The organism is Nonomuraea sp. NPDC049725 (assembly GCF_040674795.1).
Lineage (GTDB): Bacteria > Actinomycetota > Actinomycetes > Streptosporangiales > Streptosporangiaceae > Nonomuraea > Nonomuraea ceibae.
On sequence record NZ_JBFANJ010000011.1, the window covers coordinates 205561 to 226606 of the forward strand.

22 protein-coding genes are annotated in these 21046 nt (G+C 73.0%); 9 read left to right on the plus strand and 13 right to left on the minus strand.

The window, feature by feature from the left end; all coding sequences use genetic code 11:
- Position 1 precedes the first annotated feature (1 nt).
- The 4 genes from AB0J53_RS28160 to AB0J53_RS28175 are packed head-to-tail and all read left to right on the plus strand — an operon-like array spanning position 2 to position 5670.
- The gene (locus AB0J53_RS28160) at positions 2-937 is read left to right on the plus strand and encodes an ABC transporter permease (RefSeq protein ID WP_364177760.1); all 936 of its coding nucleotides are present in this window, start codon (positions 2-4) and stop codon (positions 935-937) included.
- Positions 934-1725, plus strand: a complete 792-nt coding sequence (locus tag AB0J53_RS28165) for an ABC transporter permease subunit (protein WP_364177762.1) — start codon at positions 934-936, stop codon at positions 1723-1725. Before AB0J53_RS28160 ends, AB0J53_RS28165 begins: the two co-directional genes overlap by 4 nt.
- A complete protein-coding gene (locus AB0J53_RS28170; protein WP_364177765.1) occupies positions 1722-3191 on the plus strand; it encodes an ATP-binding cassette domain-containing protein in 1470 nt (489 codons plus the stop codon). The genes AB0J53_RS28165 and AB0J53_RS28170 overlap by 4 nt, the downstream gene beginning before the upstream one ends.
- On the plus strand, positions 3178-5670 hold the full coding sequence (locus AB0J53_RS28175; RefSeq protein WP_364177768.1) for a class I SAM-dependent methyltransferase: 2493 nt from the start codon (positions 3178-3180) through the stop codon (positions 5668-5670). Before AB0J53_RS28170 ends, AB0J53_RS28175 begins: the two co-directional genes overlap by 14 nt.
- A gap of 33 nt (positions 5671-5703) precedes the next feature.
- Here AB0J53_RS28175 and AB0J53_RS28180 read toward each other — a convergent pair whose 3' ends face one another.
- The 7 genes from AB0J53_RS28180 to AB0J53_RS28210 all read right to left on the minus strand — a co-directional run bounded on the left by AB0J53_RS28180 (position 5704) and on the right by AB0J53_RS28210 (position 11361).
- Positions 5704-6675 carry an NAD(P)/FAD-dependent oxidoreductase gene (locus AB0J53_RS28180; protein ID WP_364177771.1) on the minus strand — a complete coding sequence of 324 codons (972 nt, stop codon included), beginning with the start codon at positions 6673-6675 and terminating at the stop codon, positions 5704-5706.
- Positions 6675-7403 (minus strand): methyltransferase domain-containing protein, encoded by a 729-nt coding sequence (locus AB0J53_RS28185; RefSeq protein WP_364177774.1) that lies wholly within the window; start codon positions 7401-7403, stop codon positions 6675-6677. The genes AB0J53_RS28180 and AB0J53_RS28185 overlap by 1 nt, the downstream gene beginning before the upstream one ends.
- Positions 7404-7480: 77 nt before the next feature.
- Positions 7481-7663 carry a hypothetical protein gene (locus AB0J53_RS28190; RefSeq protein WP_364177776.1) on the minus strand — a complete coding sequence of 61 codons (183 nt, stop codon included), beginning with the start codon at positions 7661-7663 and terminating at the stop codon, positions 7481-7483.
- Positions 7664-7701: 38 nt separating this feature from the next.
- Positions 7702-8235, minus strand: coding sequence for a TetR/AcrR family transcriptional regulator (locus tag AB0J53_RS28195; protein ID WP_364177779.1), 534 nt, complete (start codon positions 8233-8235; stop codon positions 7702-7704).
- Between the two features lie 27 nt (positions 8236-8262).
- Positions 8263-9447 carry an MFS transporter gene (locus AB0J53_RS28200; RefSeq protein WP_364177782.1) on the minus strand — a complete coding sequence of 395 codons (1185 nt, stop codon included), beginning with the start codon at positions 9445-9447 and terminating at the stop codon, positions 8263-8265.
- Positions 9444-9764: a helix-turn-helix transcriptional regulator gene (locus tag AB0J53_RS28205; RefSeq protein ID WP_364177785.1), complete on the minus strand. Its 321-nt coding sequence runs from the start codon at positions 9762-9764 to the stop codon at positions 9444-9446. The genes AB0J53_RS28200 and AB0J53_RS28205 overlap by 4 nt, the downstream gene beginning before the upstream one ends.
- A 760-nt stretch (positions 9765-10524) precedes the next feature.
- Positions 10525-11361 (minus strand): NmrA/HSCARG family protein, encoded by an 837-nt coding sequence (locus AB0J53_RS28210; RefSeq protein ID WP_364177788.1) that lies wholly within the window; start codon positions 11359-11361, stop codon positions 10525-10527.
- 87 nt (positions 11362-11448) lie between these two features.
- On the opposite strand from AB0J53_RS28210, the gene AB0J53_RS28215 reads away from it, so the two are divergent.
- Positions 11449-12102: a helix-turn-helix domain-containing protein gene (locus AB0J53_RS28215; RefSeq protein ID WP_364177791.1), complete on the plus strand. Its 654-nt coding sequence runs from the start codon at positions 11449-11451 to the stop codon at positions 12100-12102.
- 248 nt (positions 12103-12350) lie between these two features.
- On the opposite strand, the gene fxlM is transcribed toward AB0J53_RS28215, so the two are convergent.
- Both fxlM and AB0J53_RS28225 read right to left on the minus strand, forming a co-directional pair.
- On the minus strand, positions 12351-13580 hold the full coding sequence (gene fxlM, locus AB0J53_RS28220) for a methyltransferase, FxLD system (RefSeq protein WP_364177794.1): 1230 nt from the start codon (positions 13578-13580) through the stop codon (positions 12351-12353).
- 70 nt (positions 13581-13650) lie between these two features.
- Positions 13651-14163, minus strand: a complete 513-nt coding sequence (locus tag AB0J53_RS28225; protein ID WP_364177797.1) for a helix-turn-helix domain-containing protein — start codon at positions 14161-14163, stop codon at positions 13651-13653.
- A gap of 97 nt (positions 14164-14260) precedes the next feature.
- Between AB0J53_RS28225 and AB0J53_RS28230 the strand changes: the two genes are divergently transcribed.
- From AB0J53_RS28230 to AB0J53_RS28240, 3 genes are all read left to right on the plus strand, one after another.
- On the plus strand, positions 14261-15043 hold the full coding sequence (locus AB0J53_RS28230) for a DUF899 domain-containing protein (RefSeq protein WP_364177799.1): 783 nt from the start codon (positions 14261-14263) through the stop codon (positions 15041-15043).
- 67 nt (positions 15044-15110) lie between these two features.
- The gene (locus AB0J53_RS28235) at positions 15111-16349 is read left to right on the plus strand and encodes an MFS transporter (protein ID WP_364177801.1); all 1239 of its coding nucleotides are present in this window, start codon (positions 15111-15113) and stop codon (positions 16347-16349) included.
- Between the two features lie 90 nt (positions 16350-16439).
- The gene (locus AB0J53_RS28240) at positions 16440-16949 is read left to right on the plus strand and encodes a GNAT family N-acetyltransferase (protein WP_364177804.1); all 510 of its coding nucleotides are present in this window, start codon (positions 16440-16442) and stop codon (positions 16947-16949) included.
- 46 nt (positions 16950-16995) lie between these two features.
- Here the strand turns inward: AB0J53_RS28240 and AB0J53_RS28245 are convergent, their stop codons facing one another.
- Positions 16996-17904 (minus strand): LysR family transcriptional regulator, encoded by a 909-nt coding sequence (locus AB0J53_RS28245; RefSeq protein WP_364177807.1) that lies wholly within the window; start codon positions 17902-17904, stop codon positions 16996-16998.
- A gap of 121 nt (positions 17905-18025) precedes the next feature.
- On the opposite strand from AB0J53_RS28245, the gene AB0J53_RS28250 reads away from it, so the two are divergent.
- Positions 18026-18778: an SDR family oxidoreductase gene (locus tag AB0J53_RS28250; protein WP_364177810.1), complete on the plus strand. Its 753-nt coding sequence runs from the start codon at positions 18026-18028 to the stop codon at positions 18776-18778.
- Between the two features lie 34 nt (positions 18779-18812).
- Here AB0J53_RS28250 and AB0J53_RS28255 read toward each other — a convergent pair whose 3' ends face one another.
- The 3 genes from AB0J53_RS28255 to AB0J53_RS28265 are packed head-to-tail and all read right to left on the minus strand — an operon-like array spanning position 18813 to position 21019.
- On the minus strand, positions 18813-19211 hold the full coding sequence (locus tag AB0J53_RS28255; RefSeq protein WP_364177813.1) for a VOC family protein: 399 nt from the start codon (positions 19209-19211) through the stop codon (positions 18813-18815).
- A 15-nt stretch (positions 19212-19226) separates the two neighbouring features.
- Entirely contained in the window at positions 19227-20741 is a 1515-nt protein-coding gene (locus AB0J53_RS28260; protein WP_364177816.1) for an FAD-dependent monooxygenase, read from the minus strand.
- Positions 20742-20797: 56 nt separating this feature from the next.
- Positions 20798-21019: a hypothetical protein gene (locus AB0J53_RS28265; protein ID WP_364177819.1), complete on the minus strand. Its 222-nt coding sequence runs from the start codon at positions 21017-21019 to the stop codon at positions 20798-20800.
- Positions 21020-21046 lie beyond the last annotated feature (27 nt).

The window sequence follows — 21046 nt, forward strand, 5'->3', positions numbered from 1 at the left end:
GGTGTTCCAGCTCCCACGGCCGGCCGGCGTGCCGGTCAGAGCGGCGCTGCTGCTGGCCGCCGCCTCCGTGGTGATCTTCCTGTGCACGGCGGCGCTGCCCGGCGACGCGGCCGACGTCCTCGGCGGCGGCCGCGCCACCGCCGAGGAGCTCGCCCGGCTGCGTGCCGAACAGGGGCTCGATCGCCCCTTGCCCGTCCGCTACCTGGACTGGCTGTCGGGAGTGCTGACCGGCGAGCCCGGGGTCTCGCTCATCACCGGCCGGCCGGTCGCCGAGCTCGTCGCCGAGCGGGCCGCGGTGACCCTGGCCCTGGCCGTGGCGGCGCTGGCGCTCGGCATCCCGCTCACGACGGCACTGGCCTGGGCCGCCGTCCGAGGGCCCCGATGGGCGCGGCCGGCCGTGAACACGCTGATCGTCACCGGTGCGGCGCTGCCCCAGGCCGTGGTGGCGGCCGCGCTCGTCGCCTGGCTGTCGACGGCCTGGCGGGCGTTCCCCCCGGTGTCGATGCTGCCGGCCGGCGAGCCGCCGTGGCACCGGCCTGACCTGCTCGTGCTCCCCGTCCTCACGCTGGCGCTGCCGACCGCCGCGTACGGCGCCGCCCTCCTGCGCGGGGCGATCGCCGACGTGGTCGCCCAGCCGTACGTGCGCGACGCGGAGCTCCGCGGCCTGTCACCCGTCACGGTCCTGTTCCGGTACGTGCTGCCGATGGTCGCCGCGCCCGCCACCCGACTGTTCGCGGTGCTCCTCGGCGGGCTCGTGGCGGGGACGGCGGTGGTGGAGATCCTGTTCGGCCTGGCCGGGCTGGGCGAGCTGCTGGTGACCGCCATCTCGACGCGGGACGTGCCCGTCGTCCAGAACGTCGCCCTGCTCGCCGCGGCCGTCGTGGTCGCCGGGCTGCTCGTCGCCGACGCGGCCGCGCCTGAGGCGGCCCGTTCGTGAGGCGCCGCACCGCTGGCGCCCTCGCCGCGTCGGCGGGCGCCGCCGTCCTGGTGGCGCTCGGCGGCCGGGCCCTGGCCGGGCACGACCCGGCGGCCGTCGGGGCCACGCCGTGGGCGGTCCCCGCTCCCGGGCTGCCGCTGGGCGCCGACGGGCTGGGCCGCGACGTGCTGTCCCGGGTCCTGTCCGGTGGGCAGGACCTGACCCTGACCGCGCTGGCCGCCGCCCTGACCGCCTCGGCCCTGGGGGTGGCGGGCGGCCTGTGGGCGGGATGGAACCGCGGCCGGCTCTCACGAGCCGTCGCCGCGACAGCGGACCTGCTGCTGGCGCTGCCGCTCCTGCTGCTCGCGCTGCTCGCGGTGGTCGTCCTGCCAGGACCGGCCGCGGTGATCGCCGGCACCGTCCTCGGCGGCACGCCGCTGACCCTGCGGGTGGTCGCCGACGCCACCGCGGGGGCCAGACACGCGGGATACGTCGAGGCGGCGCTGGCACGCGGCGAACGGGGAGCGTCCGTGCTGATGCGCGAAGTCCTCCCGGCGCACGCCGGGATCGTCGGCGCCGACCTGGCCCAGCGGTTCGTGCTGTCCGTGCAGCTCGCCGTCGCGCTCAACGTGCTCGGCTTCGGGCCGGCGCCGCCCGCGCCGGACTGGGCCGCCATGCTCCGCGAGAACCTGCCGGGCCTCGGACTCAACCCCGCGGCGACGATCGTGCCCGCGCTGGCCCTGGCGATCCTGACGGGCAGCTTCGCGGCCCTCTCCCACGCCCTGACCAGCCGGGACGGCGCCCCGTGAGCGGCCGGGGGCTGACCGTCCGCGGCCTGACCGTCGTCGGCGGGCCGGGAACGCCCGTCGTGTCCGGGCTGGACCTGCGCGTCCTCCCCGGGGAGGTGCTGGCCTTGACCGGCCCCTCCGGGTCCGGCAAGACGACCGTGCTGCGCGCCGTGCTGGGGGCGCTCCCCGACGGGCTGACGCGTACGGCCGGCGTGATCGAGTGGCACGGGACCCCCGTACGGGCGCCGCGACGCTGGCGGCGGCGGACCGCCGGCTTCCTCGGCCAGGACCCGGCCTCGGCGCTGCACCCCTTGAGGGACGCGCGAGCCTCGGTGGGCGAGGCCCTGCCCGGAGCCGCGCGGGTGAGCGGAGCGGAACGGGCGCTCGCCGGGGTCGGCCTGGACCCGGCCGCCATCGGTCACCGCCGCCCCCACCAGCTCTCGGGCGGCCAGGCACAACGCGTGGCGCTCGCCCGCGCTCTGGCCGCCGACCCCGAGCTGCTCGTCCTCGACGAGCCCACCAGCGCGCTGGACCCCACGGCGCTCGGCCTCGCGCTGGACCTGGTACGCCGACGCCGCGGCGACGGCCGGTCCGTGACGCTCGTCGTCTCGCACGACGCGGGCGTGGTGACCGGGCTGGCCGACCACGTCGTCCGGCTCGGCGCGGAAAGGGCCCCGGCTCGTCCCGCTGGGCGCGGCCGCGTGCGCGTGGCCGGGCAGGCACCGGTGACGCTGCGGGTGCGCGGGCTGACCCTCGCGCAGCCGCCCGGCGGCCCGCCGCTGCTCTCGGACGCCCGCCTCACCGTGGCGGCGGGGGAGTCCGTGGCGGTGCTCGGCGCGTCCGGCAGCGGCAAGAGCACGCTGCTGCGCGCCCTGGCCGGGCTGCACCCCGTCGAGCACGGCCACGCCACCGTGCTCGGCGCACCGCTTCCCTGGGCGGTGGCGGACCGGGACCCGGCCGCCCTGCGCGCGCTCGCTCTCGTCGGCCAGAACCCCGTGGCCGCGCTCAACCCGGCGCGCACGGCCGGAGCGGCACTGCTGCGTCCCCTGCGGACCCTGCGCGGACTCTCCCGGCAGGAGTCCCGTACGGAAGCACTCCGGCTGCTGGCCGCCGTCGGCCTGCCTCGGGAACTGGCGCGCCGCCGTCCCGCCGCGCTGTCCGGCGGGCAACGCCAGCGAGCCGCGCTCGCCAGGGCGCTGGCCGGGGGCCCGGCCGTCCTGCTGGCCGACGAGATCACCGCCGCCCTCGACGACCGGACCGCCGACCTCGTCCTCGACCTGATCGACACGCTGCGCCGCGACACCGGCCTCGCGGTCCTGACCGCCACCCACGACCCTCTCGTGGCCGCCTGCGCCGACCGCGTGCTGCGGATCGAAGCGGGCCGGCTGCACGACTGCCCTTCCCCGCCACCGCCCTTCCCGCCACTGTCCTGCCCCCACTGCCTGTCCCACCACGACGACCGGAGGCCACCCGTTGACGCCCGATGAACTCCTGCTCGCCCACCCGTGGATCGCCCGCGTCGACCACACCCGCGACGGCGGCCTCGTGGTCACCGCCGACCCCGCGGCGCTGACCGTACGGCACGAGCCCGGACACCCGCCCGTCCTGGGCGACCTGGTGGCCGAGCACCTCGAACACTGGGGCGAGGTCTACGACTGGACCTACCGCTCCGGCCGGGACACCGGCCGGCCGGACCTCGACCTGTCCGGCTGGCGCGCCACGGACACCGGCGAGCCACTGCCCGCCGACCACATGGCGGAATGGGCCGACCGCACCGCCGAGCTCGTGCTCAGGCACCGGCCGTCCCGGGTGCTGGAGCTCGGCTGCGGCACCGGGATGCTGCTGCACCGCCTCCACCCCCACCTCAAGGGGTACGTGGGGACCGACCTCGCCGAGCCGGTCGTGGCCCGCCTCGGCGGGCTCGGGCTGCCCGGCGTCAAGGTCGTACGGGCCGCCGCGCACGAGATCAACGGCGAGGCGGTCCGCGTCTCCCTGGCCGGCCTCGGCGACCGGCCCGACTGCGTGCTGCTCAACTCCGTCACCCAGTGCTTCCCGAGCGTGCAGTACCTGGCCGCCGTGCTGCGCGACGCGATCGACGCCGTGGCCCCCGGAGGGACCGTGATCGTCGGCGACGTACGCCACTCCGGGCTGCTGGGAGAGCACTGCCGCCGCCTGGAACCGACGGCGGACGCGGCGGAGCAGCGCGCCGCGGCCGACACCGAGCTGCTGTTCGACCCGGTGACGCTGGCCGCTGCCGCCGCCCGTTCGAACCGGAGCGTCACCGTCAGCCTCCACGCCAAGACCCTGACGTTCGACACCGAGCTGACCCGGTACCGGTTCGACGCCGTGCTGCACGTGGACGCGCCGGCCGGCCCGGCAGCCCTCGTGCGCGCCTGGGACGAGCTGGGGCCTGATCCGGCGGCCGCGCTGGCCGCGCTGGCGGCCGGGGACGGTCCCGTCCGGGTGACGGGCATCCCCAACCGCCTGCTCCGGCCCGTTCCGGGAGCGGAGTCGGGCGCGAGCCTGCGCGCGGTGCTGGAGGGCACGGACAGCGCCGTGCTCCTCGATCCCGCCGACCCGGCGTTCTTGCAGGTCGCGGTGCCTTCGGAGGCTGCCGCCCTGCCTGTCGACGCGCTGGCCGGGGCAGGCAGGCCGCACGAGCCGCTGGGCGCGTTCGCCCGCGCGAGGCTCGTCGAGGTGGCCAAGCGAGAGCTCCGCCGCGCCGGGCTGCCGATCCCCGCGGAACTCGCCGCGCGGGTCCCCGACGGCGCCGGCCGGGACGCCGTCAGCCTGGCCGAGGACGCCGCGCAGGCCGACCGCGCCGGACGCCTCGCGCTCGCGCGGACCGGCAGAACGGGAGCGCGCCTGCCCGCCGATCGGGCCGCGCAGCCGGTGCCCGACGCCGCGCTCGCCCACCTCCCGGCCGCGGTCCGGACCTTCGACGAGATCGCCCTGCGGGCACTGCTCACGCTGATGAGCGGCGTCCTGCCCCAGGGGACGTCACGGACGGCCGGGGAAGCCGTCGCAGCGCTCGGCACGGCGCCACGGCATGCGTGGATCGTCGGACGCTGGCTGGAGGTCCTCACCGCGGAAGGGCTCCTGCGCCGCGACCCCGGCGGCCGGTACGCGGCCACGGCCGGGCCGGACCCGACCCGGGACGACGGCGGCGACCTCGAACGCGCCTGCGCCGCGCTCGGGTACCCGGACGAGATGGCGGTCTTCTTCCGCACCGCCCTGGCTCACCTGCCCGAACTGCTGCGGGACGAGATCCCGGCCCAGGCGCTGCTCTTCCCCGACGGCGACCTGCTCACCTCGCTCAGCAAGGACCAGCACAACGTCAGCAACACCTATCTGAACGCCGCCCTGGGACACGTCCTCGCCCGCGCCGCCGCCACCCGCGCGAGGCCGCTGCGAGTCGTGGAGCTCGGAGGCGGAGCGGGCGGAAGCACCGCCGCCGCGCTGGACGGGCTCGCGGACGCGGAGGCGGACTACCTGTTCTCCGACGTGTCGAGGTTCTTCACCACGGCGGCCGAGGACCGGTTCGGCGACCGGCTCCGCTACGCGCTGCTGGACGTCAACGCCGACCTCGTCGCCCAGGGGGCGCGGCGCGCCGGCGCCGACGTGGTGATCGCCGCCAACGTCCTGCACTGCGCGCGGAACGCGGGACGGTCGCTGCGCTGGATGGCGGAGCTGCTGGCGCCCGGCGGCCTGCTGGTGGTGACCGAGGCGATCCGCGAGCACTACCTGGTGCTCGCCACGATGCAGTTCCTCATGTCCCCGCGCGAAGGGGAGCCGGACCTCGGCGTGGGAGACCGGCGAGGCGGTACGGGGCGCGTCTTCCTCACCGGCGGCGAGCTGCCCGCCGAACTGGCCGAGGCGGGGCTGCGCCCGATCCTGGAACTGCCCGGGGCCGCCTCGCCGCTGGCCGCCCCGGCACAGCACCTGTTCGTCGCCGCGAAGCTCTGAACCGGGGCGGGGGCGGGGATCCGCCCCCGCCGCTCAGCCCAGCGCCACCGGCAGCCCGGCACGGAACAGCTCCTGCTCCAGCCACACGGCCGCCCGCACGCCGTCGGCGGCGCTCGGCCCCACCAGCGTCACCGGATCCGGCACCGCCTTCAGATGAGCCGCGTCCCCCGCCGCGTACACACCGGCGACGCTGGTCCGGCCGTACTCGTCCACCTCGACACAGCCGTCCGGCAGCAGCTCGCAGCCGAGCTGCACGGCCAGCCCGGTGTTCGGGCGGGTGGGGGCGCGATGGTAGACGGCCTCGCGCGCCAGCGTCGTCCCGTCGGCGAAACGCAGGATCAGCGCGTCCAGATCGCCGTCGACGCCCGTGAGCGGCGTCTCCTTCACCGGGACGCCCCGGGCCTTGAGGACCGCGGCGACGGGCTCCGGCATGGCGGCGGGACCGTTCGTGCACAGGACCACGTCGTCGCTGTAGCGGTCGGCGACGTAGGCCGCGAGCATCGCGTCGGGGCCGTTGCCGATGACGGCGAGCACCTTGCCGTTCGTCTCGTAGCCGTGGCAGAAGGGGCAGTGGAAGACGCTCCTGCCCCACCTCTCGGCCAGCCCTGGAACGTCGGCGGGCTGGTCGGTCAGCCCGCTCGTCAGCATCAGGCGGGACGCCTCGACGCGTTCCCCGCCCGTTCCCCCGCTCGTTTCGCCGCCCGTTCCCCCGTCCGTTTCGCCGCCCGTCAGGGTCACCGTGAAGCGGCCCGGCTCGCCCTCCGCCGAGGTGACGCGTCCCTGCCGGAACTCGACCGTCGGGTACGCCGCGAGCTCGGCCCGCCCGTCGGCCAGCAGGCGCGCCGGGGAGCCGCCGTCCCTGCCGAGGTACATGTGCATCTCCGCGGCGGGGGCGTTGCGGGGCTGGCCGGCGTCCACCACCAGGACGCGGCGGCGCTGGCGGCCCAGCACCAGCGCCGCGCTGAGCCCCGCCGGGCCGCCGCCGACCACGATCACTTCGTACATCACGCGTCTCCTCTGCTGATGAGGTACATGCCGAGTTCGGCCGGGCCGGTGCGGGCGGGCCTGAGGCCGTGCCGGGCGAGCTCCGCCCTGAGCCGCCGCTCGTCGAGGACCCACCAGGCGTAAGTCGCGGTCACCTCGTCGACCAGGCGGCCGTCGTGGTGGGTTCGGTAGGTCATGTGCCAGGTGACGCGGTCCGGGCCGGCGGGCTCGGCGCGGGCCCAGCCCTCGTAGCGGCGCCGTCCCAGGCGTACGTCGGCGGTCCGGGCCGGCGGCACCGCCACCGGTGCGGCAGGCGGCTGCAGGTTGAGCACCGCCAGGCCGCCGGGGACGAGACGCTCGGCGAGCAGCGCCCAGATCCGCTGCCGGCCGGCCGGGTCGAAGTGGCCGAGGACGTTCATGGCGACGACGGCGCCGAGCCGGTGCGGCAGGTCGGCGTCGAGCAGCCCCTCCGGCAGCACGGTCACCCGATCACGCAGCTCGGCGGCCTCGTACACCCGGGCCAGCAGGACGGACCGCAGCCCCGGCGACGGCTCGACGGCCACGATCTCACCGTCGCACGCCTTGGCGATCACCCCGGTGCCGTGCCCGCCACCGGCGCCCACGTCCACGACCGGATCGGTGACCCCGCGCAGCGCCTCCTCCAGCGGCGGCCCCAGGACCGCCCAGTGCGGAGCCATCATCACGTCGATGAACTCCGCTGATCGCTCGTACTCGTCGGGCACGCGCACCTCTTCATTTTGTAGTGATAATCATAATCATTTCATGAGACTAGGAAGAGGTGGAAGTGATCGTCAAGAGCCGGGCGTCAGCGCCAGTGGAGATCTCCGATCAGCGCCGACTCCGCGCCGCCGTCGGCGAAGATGACCTGGCCGGTGACGAAGCGGTTGTCCGCGCCGGCGAGCCAGCAGATGAGCTCGCCGACCCACTCCGGCCGCCCGGGGAAGCCGCCGAACGGTTGCGGCGCCGCGGCCTCCACGGCGGTGCGCACGTCCTACGAAACACGAGGAGCGGCAATGACCTGTGGCGTCATGCGGTCGTGCCGCGGTCGAAGAGTTCGACGAGTTCATCGGCGCACGGATCGGGGGCGAGCCCGGCGGCGAGGAGCGGAGCCGTGCTGTCGATCGAGGCTCGCAGCGCCGCCGCCATGACCTGCGGATCGAACGGGCGGAAGGCGCCGCTGCGCTGCCCTTCGGCGAACAGGCCGGCCAGCCGGTTCTGCGATGCGACGTGGTGATGCTCCCAGGCGCCTGCGCCGCCGTTGAGGAGGATCTGCTGGAGCGCCCGCATCTGCGGCGAGTGGCTCGCGATGTACGCCACGTTCGCCCGGATGACGGTGGCGAGCTGTTCGCGGGCGCCGGTCACGCCGTCAAGGGCGGCCCTCATGTAGGCCTCGGAGTCGGCGACGACGTGATCGGCGACGGCCGCGAACAGCTCGTCCTTGCTGGAGAAGTGGTACGTGATCAGCCGCTTGCTGCTGAGCCCGGCCTCCTTGCAGATGGCCTCGAACGTGGCGGCCTGGTAGCCGCCCTCGGCCAGGAGCGCGCGGATAGCGCCCGGCACCTGTCTTCCGGAGCCGGCCGAGCGGCGTCACCGGGCGGTCTCGCACGCCGGTGCCGTCACCGGTCCCGGGCTCCTGCGCCCGGCCGTCCTGACCGCGATCCACCCGGTGAGCGCAAGCGCGAGCACGGCGGGGACGAGGGCCCAGGCCGCGAGGTCGGCCGGGCCGGTGCCGGCGGTGAGAAGCCCGCCGCCGAGCGCCGCGCCGGCCGCGGAACCCAGGTACATCGCCGCCATCTGGAAAGCGATGATCGGCATCGCCTGCGCGGGCCGGTCGGCCGTGAGCGCCTGCTGGAGCGTCGGCACACTGGCCCAGCCGGCCGCGCCCCAGACCGCCGCGGCGGCCAGCCACGCCCCGGGCGAGGCCGAGAGCCAAGCCACGGCGAAGCTCAGCGCCAGCAGGGCCGGCATCGCGACCAGCAGCGGCTTGGGGCCGTAACGGTCGAGCGGCCTGCCGATCAGCGCGGACCCGGTGACGCCGCCGATGCCCCACGCCCACACCAGGGCGAAGCCCCACGCGCCCAGGCCGCGGTCCTCCGCCATCGGCAGCAGGTACGTGTAGAGCCCCAGGCTCGCGACGCCGAGCAGGAAGGCGGCCACGACGCCGGCGCTGGTCCGTCCCGCGCGCAGGACCTTGAACGCGGGCTCGCCGGACGCCGCGTCGAGCCGCGGGAGCGTCCTGGCGCGCAAGGCGATGGCCGCCATGCTGACCACGCCGATGAGCACCACCAGGGCCATGGTCCAGCGCCAGCCGGCGCCCTGGCCGATGAGCATCCCGACGGGCACGCCCGCCACGGTGCCCGTGGACAGCCCGAAGGTCACCATGGCCATGGCGCGGCCCCGCTCATGGCCGGCGACCATCGCGGCGGCCGTCGCCGTCGCCACCGCGGTGAGGATGCCGGCGCCCGCACCCGCGACGACGCGCGAGGCCAGGAACACCTCGATCCCCGGAGCGACCGTCGTGACGAGGTTGCCCAGGTTGAACACCCCGAGCGCGATCAGCATGGCCCGCGCCGTGCTGCCCCGGGTCAGGCGCCCCGACAGCAGCGGCCCGGCGACGGCGTAGGCGGCGGTGAACGCGGTGACACCCAGGCCGATCATCGCCACCGTGGCCCCCAGCGAGCCGGCGATGGACGGAAGCACCCCGGCCAGGACGTAGGCGTCGATCCCGAGCGCGACCGCGGCGGCGACGAGCGGCCAGACACGGCGGATCATGCGTCATCGTCCTCGTAGCCGGCGAGCACGGTGCCGAGCAGGCCGGGGAACCGGGCTTCGAGATCCTCGTCCCGGAGCCGGATCATGCACTTACGGCCCTCGGCGCGTACGAACACGACCCCGGACTCGCGCAGCAGGCTCGTGTGATGGGTCAGCGTCGAACGTGGCAGGTCCGGGCCGAGGTCGATGCTGTCGACCTCGCCCCGCTCCGCGAGCATCCGCACCATGTTCAGCCGCAGCGGCTCGCTCAGGGCGAAGAGCACGCGCGGGATCGCGATCTCGTCGGTCGCCGGGTGCTCGTAGGTCCGTGGAGGCATGGTCGTCTCCTATCGTTCGAAAATAGTCGCACAATGATTGTGCGGGAATTCTCGCACGATCGGCCTACGCCCAGCAAACCGCCCCTACCCTGCGGGGATTCGCTCCTCGTCGAGGCGGCGGCCGAAGCTTATGACCTCTCCTGGCCGGTGTGCCTGTGATCCGTAGTTGGCGGCTGTGAACTACAGGTGGCGGGCGTTGGTTGTTGCAACGTCACCTTGATCGACTCTGGTAGCGCTGGCCGATCGTGCTGGGGCAACTCAGGTCGGTGAGAGCGGTCCCGCGCCGCTGTCGCATCGTGCCCCGAGATCGGCGGCGTACTGGTTCAAGCGGTGACGGAGAACGAGCGATCCTGTCGGCTCACACCGCGCCACCGGAACCGCTCCCAGATCCCGGATCGCGCACACCACCTCGACACCCGACGTCCGCCAAGCACCCGTCCACCGCCGGGCCCAGTCGGGCCGCAACGCCAGACGGCCACGCTCCGCCTCGCCGACCCCGAAGGCCAGAAACAACTCAGCCAGCCCACAGCGATCCGACCGCACCAACCCCGAGTCGCGCAGAGTCACTGACAAAGCACAGCATGTCGTGCAGAAATCGGCGGCCCCTACGCTGTCGATGATTCCGAGCCGAGATCAACTGGCGGCGTATAGGTGATTATGCAGAGGCAAGCACGTGCAGATGTGCAGAGTCTGGCGCAGCGATTGGCTGGAGCGTCGCCGCGCCCTGAGGGCGTGGACCGGGGCGGCGGCATGCGAACGGTCAGGATCGGGTCGGACCCAGCCGCCGGATGAGGAACTGCTCAAACGTCAGCAGTTCCGGATGCCGTCGGCGCAGGTCCGAGATGTCGGCCCGGTAGCCCTCTTCGGCGAACCATTCGAACATGCGCTCATCTATCGGCAGCGCCTCGAACCTGGTCGGAGTGCCGGTGACACGCTCATAGGTCTCCGCGACTTCGGGGAAGGTGAGCTCGTCGCCGGCCAGTTCGACCTGCCGGCCGATGAACTGCCCGGGGTTGTCGAAGGCATCGGCGGCGAAGATCCCGATGTCGTCGGTGGCGATGAGCTGCATCGGCTTGTCCGGCTTGGCCGGCAGTGCCAGGAGTCGCTCGCCGTCGGCGTTGGCGTAGTGCAGGAGATTGTTCATGAAGAACACCGGCCGCAGGATGGTGGCGGGCACGCCGAGGGCCAGGATGTGCCGCTCGATCTCGGCCTTGCTTTCGAAGTGATCGATGCCGGTCTCGCGTTCGGCGCCGCCCACGGAACTGTAGACCAGGTGGGCGACGCCGCTGCTGTGGGCGATGTCGGCCACGGTCTTGCCTTGGCGTACCTCGGCGGCCAAGGTCTCGGGCTCGTAGGCCAGCGCCTGGACGCTGAACACGCCGTGTACGCCGCTCATCGCCTCGCGCAAGGAGTCGGGGTTGTCGAACTCGCCCTGAACCAGCTCCGCGCCCTGCTCCCGCAGCGCTTGCGCTGCGGGCTTGCGCGGATCACGGACGAGCGCGCGGACGGTCCAGCCGCGGGCCAGCAGTTGGCGGGCGGTGGCTCCGCCCTGGTTGCCGGTGGCACCGGTGACGAGAACAACTCGGGAAGCAGACATGGTCAGGTAACCGCCTCTTACTCGGAGCGTTTTGCTCCGAGTAATGTAGCTCGGAGCGGAACGCTCCGCAATCGGTATCCTGGATCCATGTCCGACCCCGTGACTCGCCGCAAGCGAGGCCCGCAGGCCTTGGCGGCCCGCAACGACCAGGCGCTGATCGAGGCCGCCCGCCACGTGTTCACCACTCAGGGCTTCGACGCGCCTGTATCAGCCGTCGCCGAGCATGCGGGCGTGGGCATGGGCAGCCTCTACCGCCGCTACCGCACCAAGGAAGAACTCCTCCAACGGTTGTGCGTCGACTCGATGGAACGCGTCGCGGCCGCTGCCCAGGGCGGCCTGGCTCACGAGGACCCCTGGCAGGGACTGGCCCACTACATCCAGCAATGCGTGGCCTTCGGCTTCGGCATCCTGGCCCCGCTGGCCGGCGCCATCGACGTCACGCCCGAGATGCAGCAGGCCAACCAGCGAGCCCAGCACTTGGCCGACGAACTCACCGCCCGTGCCCACCGCGCCGGAGTACTCCGAACCGACGTAACCACCATGGACATCTCCCTGCTCATCGGCCAGTTCAGCCGCAGCACCCCAGCTCCGCCCGGACGAGCCGAGGAAGAGATCCGCTCCCGGCTGCTGGCCATCGCCCTGGACGGCTTGAAGGCCCACAACACCGGCCCGCTGCCCGGCGAACCATCCAGCGTGCAGCACTACCAGACCCTCTGGGACACCAGACGAACACAGCCCTGATGACGGCATGCCCGCCACGGCGAGCGTTCCCCGATCACACCACCCCCACGGCCGCCGACCGGTCCGACAGGCCATACCAATTGATCTTCCGGGTATCGCCGACCACGCGCATCACCCTGCGCGTTTGCCCGTACTGCCTATGTACGTCTGCCTGTGCGCCGACATCAGCGTCCGCCACCTGTCGTTCACAGCCGCCAACTACGGATCACAGGCACAGCCGGACCGCCGGAGGATCCGGCGGCCCGGGGTCAGGTCCAGGCCATGACCAGCTGCGTGTGGCGCTTGCGGAAGATGCGGCCGACAGCGGGAGCGGGCAGGACGGCGCTCGCAGGGTGGAGGGTGAAAACAGGGCTCGGGTGGTCTCGCCGGCAGCGGTCCCACGTCCGTACGTGATCGTGCAGTTGCCGGGTGAGCCCGGCGCCGTCGCGGCCGTATCCGCAGGCGCCGAACTCCCAGCGTGACGTGCCGGTCCTGTCGCTGGACGGCTCGCGGAGGGTGAGGTAGGCGAAGCTGTCGTGGGTGATCAGCGCGGGGCAGTACCAGCGCATGGCCGGTTGGATGAGGCCGCAGTCGCGGTCGGGGTCCTGCCAGAACATGCCGAACCGCTCGTCGCTGGTGGCGATCCACAGGTGCATCGAATCGAAGGGCTGCCCAGCGGCGACGCTGACGCCGGTCCACAGCTCGGTGCGGTCGCCGTCCAGAGCCTGGTCGAGCTCGGCGGCGTCGAGTGCGGGGCCGCTTTCCAGGGTCAGTCTGACGGCGCCGCCGGCCAGGACGGGTTCCTGGTCGGGCAGCTTGCCGGCGCCCTGGCAGGGGACGAAACCGCAGACCTTCGGGTTGAGCCCGAGGAAGTGATCTCCCTCGCGGACGAAGGTGAACGAGCGGCTGATGGTGGAGAAGCGCAGCGGGACGATCATCCGGCCGCCCGGGGCGAGCAGATGCGTCCACGGGACATCCCAGACGCCGACAGTGACGATGATCGCGTCGAAGCCGCCGCTGGGAGCGTGCCGCTCGGCGGCATGTTCGGCGTCGCCCAGGACGACCCGCACCCGGTCATGGCCGGTGCGGGCCAGGAAGCGGCCGGCGCGCTCGGTGACGAAGGGGTCGATGTCGATGGTGACGACCAGCCCGTCGGGTCCGACGATCTCGGCGATCAGGGCCGCGTTGTAGCCGCCGGAGCCGATCTCCAGGACACGCGCGCCCGGGCGGAGCTGTGCCGCTTCGAGCATGTCGGCCTGCAACCAGGGCGCGCTGATCGAGCTCGTGGCTCTGCCGTTGTGATCGCGCTTGGTGACGACGACGTCGTGGGCCGAGTAGATCACGCCGAGCGGCGCCTCCGGAGCGAACCGCTCACGCGGCACTGTGGCGAAGGCCGCTTCGACCTCGGGGGAGCGGATCCAGGCGCCTTGCTTGAGCTCGGCGACCATGTCGGCTCGCAGGCGATCGGCGGACTGCGACGGCGGAGGGTCGGTGGCCACCGCAGCGAGAATAGCCAGGGGCAACGGTCCGTGCCGGGGATTCGCGGGATGGGCGCCGGGGGCGGTTCGGTCAGGTGCCGGGTGTGTGGTCGAGTGCGGCTGCGTAGGCGTCCTGCATGCGCGCTGTGATGGTGGGGCCGTCCGGTGCGGGCTTGCGGCGCGCCTCGGGTCCGAGGTGGGTTTCGCGGAGTTCGTCCATGAACGCCTCCAGGGCCGACTCGCCGCCGGCGGCGAGGACCTGCCCGCGGGCCGCGTACTCGTCGGCGACCGGGAGGTGCCGGGTTCCCCAGGCGCCGAGCTGGGCGAAGACGGGCACCAGCTGGATCGCCGGCTCGGTCAGGCTGTAGACGACCTTCTGCTTGTGCGACGGGTCCTCGGCCTTGGTGAGCAGCCCGTGCTCGACGAGCACGGCGAGCCGGTCGGCGAGGATGTTGGAGGAGATCCGCTCCGGGCCGTTGAGCAGTTCACGGAAGTGCCGGGCGCCGGTGTAGATCACGTCGCGCAGGACCAGCAAGGTCCACCGGTCGCCGAAAATCTCCAGCGACAGGTTGATCGGACACCTCGACCGCGTGTCTTTCCGCACCGCACCCACCTTCGAACTGGTTGCATGTTCGTATCAGTGTGGCCTAGGTTGGGCCGCGTAGCAAGTTGCAAAACGAGAGCAGTCTGAGGAGGCTCAGATGTCGCTGGACAATCTGCCCGAGGTGGTTTCGCGCGAGGAGTGGCTCGCCGCCCGCAAGGAGCTCCTGGCCAAGGAGAAGGAGCTCACCCGGGCCCGTGACCGGATCAACGCCGAGCGGCGCCGGTTGCCGATGGTCCGGGTGGACAAGCCGTACACGTTCGACGGACCGGACGGGAAGGTGAGCCTGCTCGACCTGTTCGAAGGCCGGAGCCAGCTGCTGATCTACCACCTCATGTTCGCTCCCGACGCCGACGAGGCCTGCCCGGCCTGCTCGTTCTGGATCGACAACGTGGGCCGCCTCACCCACCTGCACGCCCGCGGCACGACGCTGGCGGCCGTCTCGCGAGCGCCGCTGGACAAGCTCCAGCGCTACAAGCGCCGAATGGGCTGGACGCTCCCGTGGTACTCGTCGTTCGGCAGCGACTTCAACTACGACTTCCACGTCAGCTTCGACGCCTCGATCACGCCCGTCGAATGGAACTACCAGGACTACGACCAGCTCGTGCGGGCGAACCCGGGCTGGGAGGGGTACACGGGCGAGGAGATGGGCGTGAGCGCCTTCCTGCGCCGCGACGGGGACATCTTCCACACCTATTCGTGCTTCGGGCGCGGCATCGACCTGCTCAACGGCACGTACAACTGGCTCGACCTCACCGCGCTCGGCCGTCAGGAGGACTGGGAGCAGCCGCCCGGCCGCGCCGACGGCCCGGCCATGAGCTGGCTGCACCGCCACGACGAGTACGATCCGGCCGCCATCGGCGGGGCGCACGGCCCACGGTGACCACGGCCATCCCATGACCGCCGCGCGGGTCCCGTCCTGCGCGGATCCTCCACCGAGAAAGGCGCACATGAGTACCCCGCAAGCGACGCCGAGCCGGGGCGGAACGAATCTCGTACTGGCCACGCTGTTCTTCGGCGTGTTCGCCCTGGGCTGTGCCGAACTGCTCGTGGTCGGCCTGCTCGAACCGATCGCCGCCGACCTCGGCGTCTCCATTCCCGCCGCCGGCGCCCTGGTGACGTCCTACGCGCTGGGCCTGGCGATCGGCGGCCCGATCCTGACCGCGCTGACGATCCGGCTGGACAGGCGGGCCGTGCTCGCCGGCGCGCTCGTCCTGTTCGCCCTGGCCAACCTGGCCCCGGTGCTGATCACCGACTATGCCCTCTTCGTCGTCGCGCGCGGTGTCGACGGCGCGGCGCAGGGGCTGTTCGTCGCCGTCGCGTTCGGGGTCGGCACCTCGATCGCCCCGCCGGAGCGCGCGGGCCGGGCGATCTCCGTGATCATCTCGGGCGTCGCCGTCTCGGCCGCCCTGGGGCTGCCGCTGGGCACGGCGATCGGCCAGACGCTCGGCTGGCGCGGCTCGTTCACCGCGATCATCGTGCTCAGCGTGATCGTGCTGATCGCCACCCTGGCGCTGGTTCCCGCCGTGCCCGGCAGCCGCAGCGGCTCCGCCGGCCAGGCCAGGTACGCCCTCGCCCCCCGGGTGCTCGCCGTGCTGGGACTGAACCTGGTGGTGTTCACCTCGCTGTACGCGGCGCTGACCTACATCGTGCCGTTCCTGCGGGACGTCACGGGCGTCCCCGCCGCGATGGTCAGCGTGTACCTGTTCGTCTACGGCCTGGCCACGGCCGTGGGTTCCTTCTCCGGCGGCTGGTTCGCCGACAGGAACGCCGCCCGCACCCTGGTCGTCGGCACCACCGGCATGGCGGCCGCCCTGCTGATGCTCCACCTCGTCGGCGGCGACCCGATCCTGGTGGCGCTGACGATGCTGCTCTGGGGCCTGTTCGCCTTCGTCATGGTGCCCTCGCTCCAGCTCCGCGTGGTGAGCCTGGCCGGCCCGGGCGGCGAGCTGGCGCAGTCGCTGCCCGCCTCCGCGATCAACATCGGCGTCGCCCTGGGCCCGATCGCCGGCGGCATCGCGCTCAGCAGCAGCGCCTCCGCCCCGGTGATCACCGGCCTGGCCATCGCGCTGGTCGGCATCGCGGCCTCCGTGGCCACCGGCTACCTCAAACCACCCCCGGCCACGACGACCGCTCCGACCGTCCAGTCCACACGCCGCCAGCGCACGGGACCAGCCAGTCAGGCCTGAGCGCGAACCGTACGCGCCGCGTAATGGTCCGCGGGCGTCCACCCGCAAACGCGTTGCCATGCCGCTGCGTCGCTTGGCATCCTCATCCCGGTGATCGAAGCCCATCGCCCCGTCAAAGCCACCGTGGCCATCCCCGTCACCGTGCGCGACCTGATTCCCCGCGATCTGCCGGCGTGCGCATGGTCGGGGTCGGCCGGCCACCTGCGCCTCGTGGAGCGGGAGTTGGCGCGCGCCGCGAAGGGAGAGGTGGACTACCTGGCGGTATGCACCCCAGTGGACCTGCCGGTGGCCATCGGCGGTGTCGACTACCGGCTCCGCGAGGGGGCCGGCACCCTGTGGCAGCTCGCCGTCCTCCCGGCGCTGCAGTCCCGTGGCCTGGGAACGTTGCTGATCCAGGCCGCCGAACAGCGCATCGGTGAACGGAGGCTGTGCAGGGCGGAACTGGCCGTCGAGGAGGACAACCCTCGAGCTCGCGCTCTGTACGAACGCCTGGGCTATGTCGCCTATGGCCGCAAGCCGGAGGCCTGGGACGAGGAAGCGCCGGACGGCTCGGTCCATCGCCATGAGACCACGTGCGTTCTCATGCGCAAGGATCTTTGATTTCCGGGAGGCGCCGATCCCCGGCCGACACGGCGCCTGTCCCCGGTCAGCGGGGGCTGGTTACGGGGTCGGCGAGGTCGAGGGCGGTCGTCACGAAGGCCTTGACCCGGGAGGTGGCCGCGTTCGTGCGCCAGGCGGGCCCCCACTCCAGGGCCGGGCCGTCGTGGACCGGGACGTACGCCACGTCGGGCCGCGCGTAGTAGCGGACCCCCGCCGCGCCGCAGGGAAAGACCCCCTTGCCCGCGCTGACCAGGGTCAGGACCTCCTGGAAGGTGCCGGCCGTCGGGCCTTCCGGTATGGCCTTGCCCGAGGGCGTGGTGTGCAGGTGGCGGGCGGCGCGCAGGTAGGCGGGGATCGACGGCGGGACCTGGATGACCTTGTCCCGTGCCAGGTCCTCGACCGAGACGGCCGTACGGCGGGCGAACGGATGGCGTGCCGGCACGGCGAGCACCATCGGCTCGGTGAACAGCACCGGCCCCTGCGTCAGCCCCTCCTCCTCGATGGGGAAGCAGATCAGCATCACGTCGACCTGCCCGTCGAGCAGCGGGTCGAGGGCGGTGCCGATCTGGACCTCCCTGACGTGGACCGCGCAGTCGGGGTGGCGCTCGCGGAACCGTTCGGCCGCCGCGAGCGCGATCTGCCCCGTGGCCGCGGTGAGGAACCCGACGGTCAGCGAGCCGGTGATGCCGCGTGCAGCCTCGATGACCGTCGCGACCGTGGACTGGATCTGGGCGTACGCGGGCCCGAGCCCGTCAAGCAGTTGCGCGCCGATGGGCGTCAGCCGTACCTGCCGGGTGGACCGCTCGAAGAGCGGGACGCCGATGCGGCGCTCCAGCTTCTGGATGGTCTGGGTGACGTGGGCGCGCGAGACGAGCAGGCGGTCGGCGGTGCGGCCGAAGTGGAGTTCCTGGGCGAGGGTCAGGAACGTCTCGATCTCGCTGCGCTCCAGGGCCATCCACGCCTCCACCGCGACTGTTCACACTGACTGACCGATTATTGCGGCATTGGGCGTTTTTCCGGAATTAGCCGTGCGTCAGAGTCGGAACCACCGAACAACCGACCATGGAGCACAACCTATGTCTCTCGACCACCGCATCGCCGTCGTCACCGGAGCCTCCAGCGGCATCGGCGCCGCCACCGCCCGCCTCCTGGCCGCCCGAGGGGCCAAGGTGGCGCTCCTGGCCCGCCGCCTCGACCGGCTCGACGCGCTCGCCCAGGAGATCAAGTCCGCCGGGGGAGAGGCGCTGGCCGTCGCCGCGGACATCACCGATCCCGCCACGCTCGCCGCCGCCGCCGGACGGATCGGCGCCACGTACGGCACCACCGACCTCGTCGTGAGCAACGCCGGCGTGATGCTGCCCTCGGCCATCCAGGCCCGCAACACCGCGGACTGGCGGCGCGAGGTCGACGTCAACGTCAGCGGCGTCCTCAACGTCGTCGACGCCTTCCTCCCCGGCCTCCTCGACGCCGCGGGAGCCGGACGCCCGGCCGACCTGATCACCATGTCCTCGATGACCTCGCACGTCGTCTTCCCCTACATGGCCGTGTACAACGCCACCAAGGCCGCCGTCAGCCACCTGTCGAGGACCATGCGCACCGAACTCGGCCCCCAGGGCGTACGGGTCAGCGTGGTCGAGCCCGCCATGACCGCCACCGAACTCCAGGGGCACGTCACCGACGAGGGCGTCAACGCCTGGGTCGCCCAGGCGCGCGAGGCGTTCGCCTGGCTCGACCCGCACGACGTCGCCGAGGTGGTCGCCTTCACCGCCTCGCGTCCCGCGCACGTCAACCTCTCGCAGGTCGTCGTCTACCCCACCCGGCAGACCTGACGCGATATCGACGTGACCGGGGGAGCGGTCGCCTCTACGCCGAAGACCCGGGGCCGGGCGCCGCCAGAGTCCGCAGGACGCAGAACTCGTTGCCCTCGGGGTCGGCCATGACCACCCAGCCCTGGCCCACGTCCCTCGTGACGGCGCCGAGGCCGAGCAGCCTGGCCACCTCGTCGCCGGTGCTGCGGTCGATCGGGCTCACGTCGAGGTGAAGCCGGTTCTTCACGGTCCTGCCCTCGGGCACCTGGATGAACTGCAGCGTGGGCGGCATCTGGCGGGCCAGCACCTCCTCGACCGTCGGCTCCCAGGAGCCGATCTCGACCTTGCCCTCCCTCCGGTCGATCACCGTGAAGTCCAGGACCTCGCACCAGAAGGCCGCGAGTCTCTCCGGATCGTGGCAGTCGATGGTCAGCTCGGTGAATCTGCTGGTCATGTCTCTCCTCAGGTCTCAGGATGTCCCGAACCAGGCGGACAACGCCTCACGCAGAGAGGGCGTCGCGCTGTCCGCGGGTTCGTCGACGGTGGCGGCCCAGGCGATGTGGCCGTCCGGGCGGATGAGCAGGGCGTCGGCCGGCCGGTCACCGGTCTTGGCGGTGTGGACGCCGACGCGCGGCTGCCAGTCCCCGGCGGTTTCGCGCAGGTCCCGGCGGCCGGCGAGGTCGAGGAGGACGGGCCGGGCGGGGCGCATGAGCTCCGCCACGCTCGTCATGCCCCGCTCGGTGTGCAGGGTGAGGTCGGGGACGAAGGCGCCGGTCAGCGGGTGGCGGGCGGCGCCGGGCATCGGGTAGCGGATGTCGGAGCCGGCGACGAGGGCGCCCATGCGGCGCAGCGGCTGCTCGTCGGCGAGCAGTTCCCGTACGACCTCCCGCAGCGCTTCGGCGGCCGGGTCGTGCCCGCGCCGCAACGCCACCTGGGCCCGGGTGTGCAGCATGGTGCGGGCGCCGGCGAGGTGACGTTCGCCGTGGTACGTGTCCAGCAGGCCGGCCGGGGCCCAGCCGTGCAGGTCGGCGGCCAGCTTCCAGGCGAGGTTGACCGCGTCCAGCATGCCGGCGTTGAGCGCCACGCCGGTGGCCGGGAACAGGTGCGCCGCGTCCCCGGCCAGCAGGATCCGCCCCTCGCGGTAGCGGTCGGCCTGCCGCGCCTTGAACGTGAACCGCGACAGCCGGACCGCCTCGGCCACGGGCAGGTCCACGCCGAGCACGCGGCGGAGGCTGTCCTGGAGCTCGGTGACGGTCATCGGGGTGTCGTCGTCGTACTCGACGCTCTCGTCCTCGACGGTGTAGAGCGAGACGGCCTGGGAGCCAGGCGAGGCCCCGATGCCGAAGAGCCCGTGGTCCGTCCGGGTGAACCCCGGGTGGATGGCGCCGAAGCCGGGGACGTCGAGGCCGCCGTCGCCGCGCACGGTGACCGTGCCGGGCAGGGTGACCTGGGCCAGCCGGTTGACCTCCGGGTACGTGGTGCCGGGGAAGCCGATGCCGGCCCAGGCGCGGACCCGGCTGCGCGCGCCGTCGCAGCCCACCACGTACCGGGCCCTGACCTGGTACGGCCCGTCCGGGCCGCGGACGTCCACGGTGACGGCGGCCTCGTGCTGGCTCATCCCGGTCACCTCGTGCCCGCGGCGCAGGTCGACGTCAAGCTCGCCGGCCACCTCGCCGAGCAGGCGCTCGAGGTGCTGTTGCGGGAGCGGCAGCGCGCGCATCGGGGGATCGGCGAGCTCGGTGAAGTCCAGGTGCACGCCGCCGAACGGGAACCGGGGAGCCGGGACGGGGCCGGTGCATGCGGCTTCGAAGCGTCCCAGCAGGCCCCGGTAGCGCAGCAGCTCGAGGATCTGCCCGCCGAGGCCACCGGCCTTGGGGGTGTCGCGGCGCCGCGGCTGCCGCTCCAGCACCAGCGGCCGCACCCCGGCCAGGCGCAGCTCGGCGGCCAGCATGAGACCGGTCGGCCCGGCGCCCACGATGACCACCTCAGCGTCCCTTGACGGATCGTCTTCCGCGAGCCGGGCGGCATCGTGTTGCTCTGTCATCCCTGACCTTTCGATTCGTCGCGTGACACGTAGTCCTTGAGCCGCCCGAGGCCCGGGCGGGCCACCGTCGTGCGGTCGAGCCCTCCCGGCGAGGGTGCGTACGGCAGGCCGGCCAGGTCGTCCCGGAGGCTCTTCAGGCCGGTCGCGCGGATCGCCACGGCCTCGTACGGCACCGCCGTGCCGCCCAGGCGCAGGTCCAGCGAAGGACGTCCACCCACGTGCCCCCTCGACCGGGCGATTTCGTA

Coding starts and splice junctions, on each gene's coding strand:
- AB0J53_RS28180 (WP_364177771.1), bottom strand. CDS start 6,675: ATGTACGAAGTGATCGTGGTCGGCGGCGGCCCGGCGGGGCTCAGCGCG.
- AB0J53_RS28200 (WP_364177782.1), bottom strand. CDS start 9,447: ATGATCCGCCGTGTCTGGCCGCTCGTCGCCGCCGCGGTCGCGCTCGGG.
- AB0J53_RS28205 (WP_364177785.1), bottom strand. CDS start 9,764: ATGCCTCCACGGACCTACGAGCACCCGGCGACCGACGAGATCGCGATC.
- AB0J53_RS28210 (WP_364177788.1), bottom strand. CDS start 11,361: ATGTCTGCTTCCCGAGTTGTTCTCGTCACCGGTGCCACCGGCAACCAG.
- AB0J53_RS28215 (WP_364177791.1), top strand. CDS start 11,449: ATGTCCGACCCCGTGACTCGCCGCAAGCGAGGCCCGCAGGCCTTGGCG.
- AB0J53_RS28230 (WP_364177799.1), top strand. CDS start 14,261: ATGTCGCTGGACAATCTGCCCGAGGTGGTTTCGCGCGAGGAGTGGCTC.
- AB0J53_RS28235 (WP_364177801.1), top strand. CDS start 15,111: ATGAGTACCCCGCAAGCGACGCCGAGCCGGGGCGGAACGAATCTCGTA.
- AB0J53_RS28245 (WP_364177807.1), bottom strand. CDS start 17,904: ATGGCCCTGGAGCGCAGCGAGATCGAGACGTTCCTGACCCTCGCCCAG.
- AB0J53_RS28250 (WP_364177810.1), top strand. CDS start 18,026: ATGTCTCTCGACCACCGCATCGCCGTCGTCACCGGAGCCTCCAGCGGC.
- AB0J53_RS28255 (WP_364177813.1), bottom strand. CDS start 19,211: ATGACCAGCAGATTCACCGAGCTGACCATCGACTGCCACGATCCGGAG.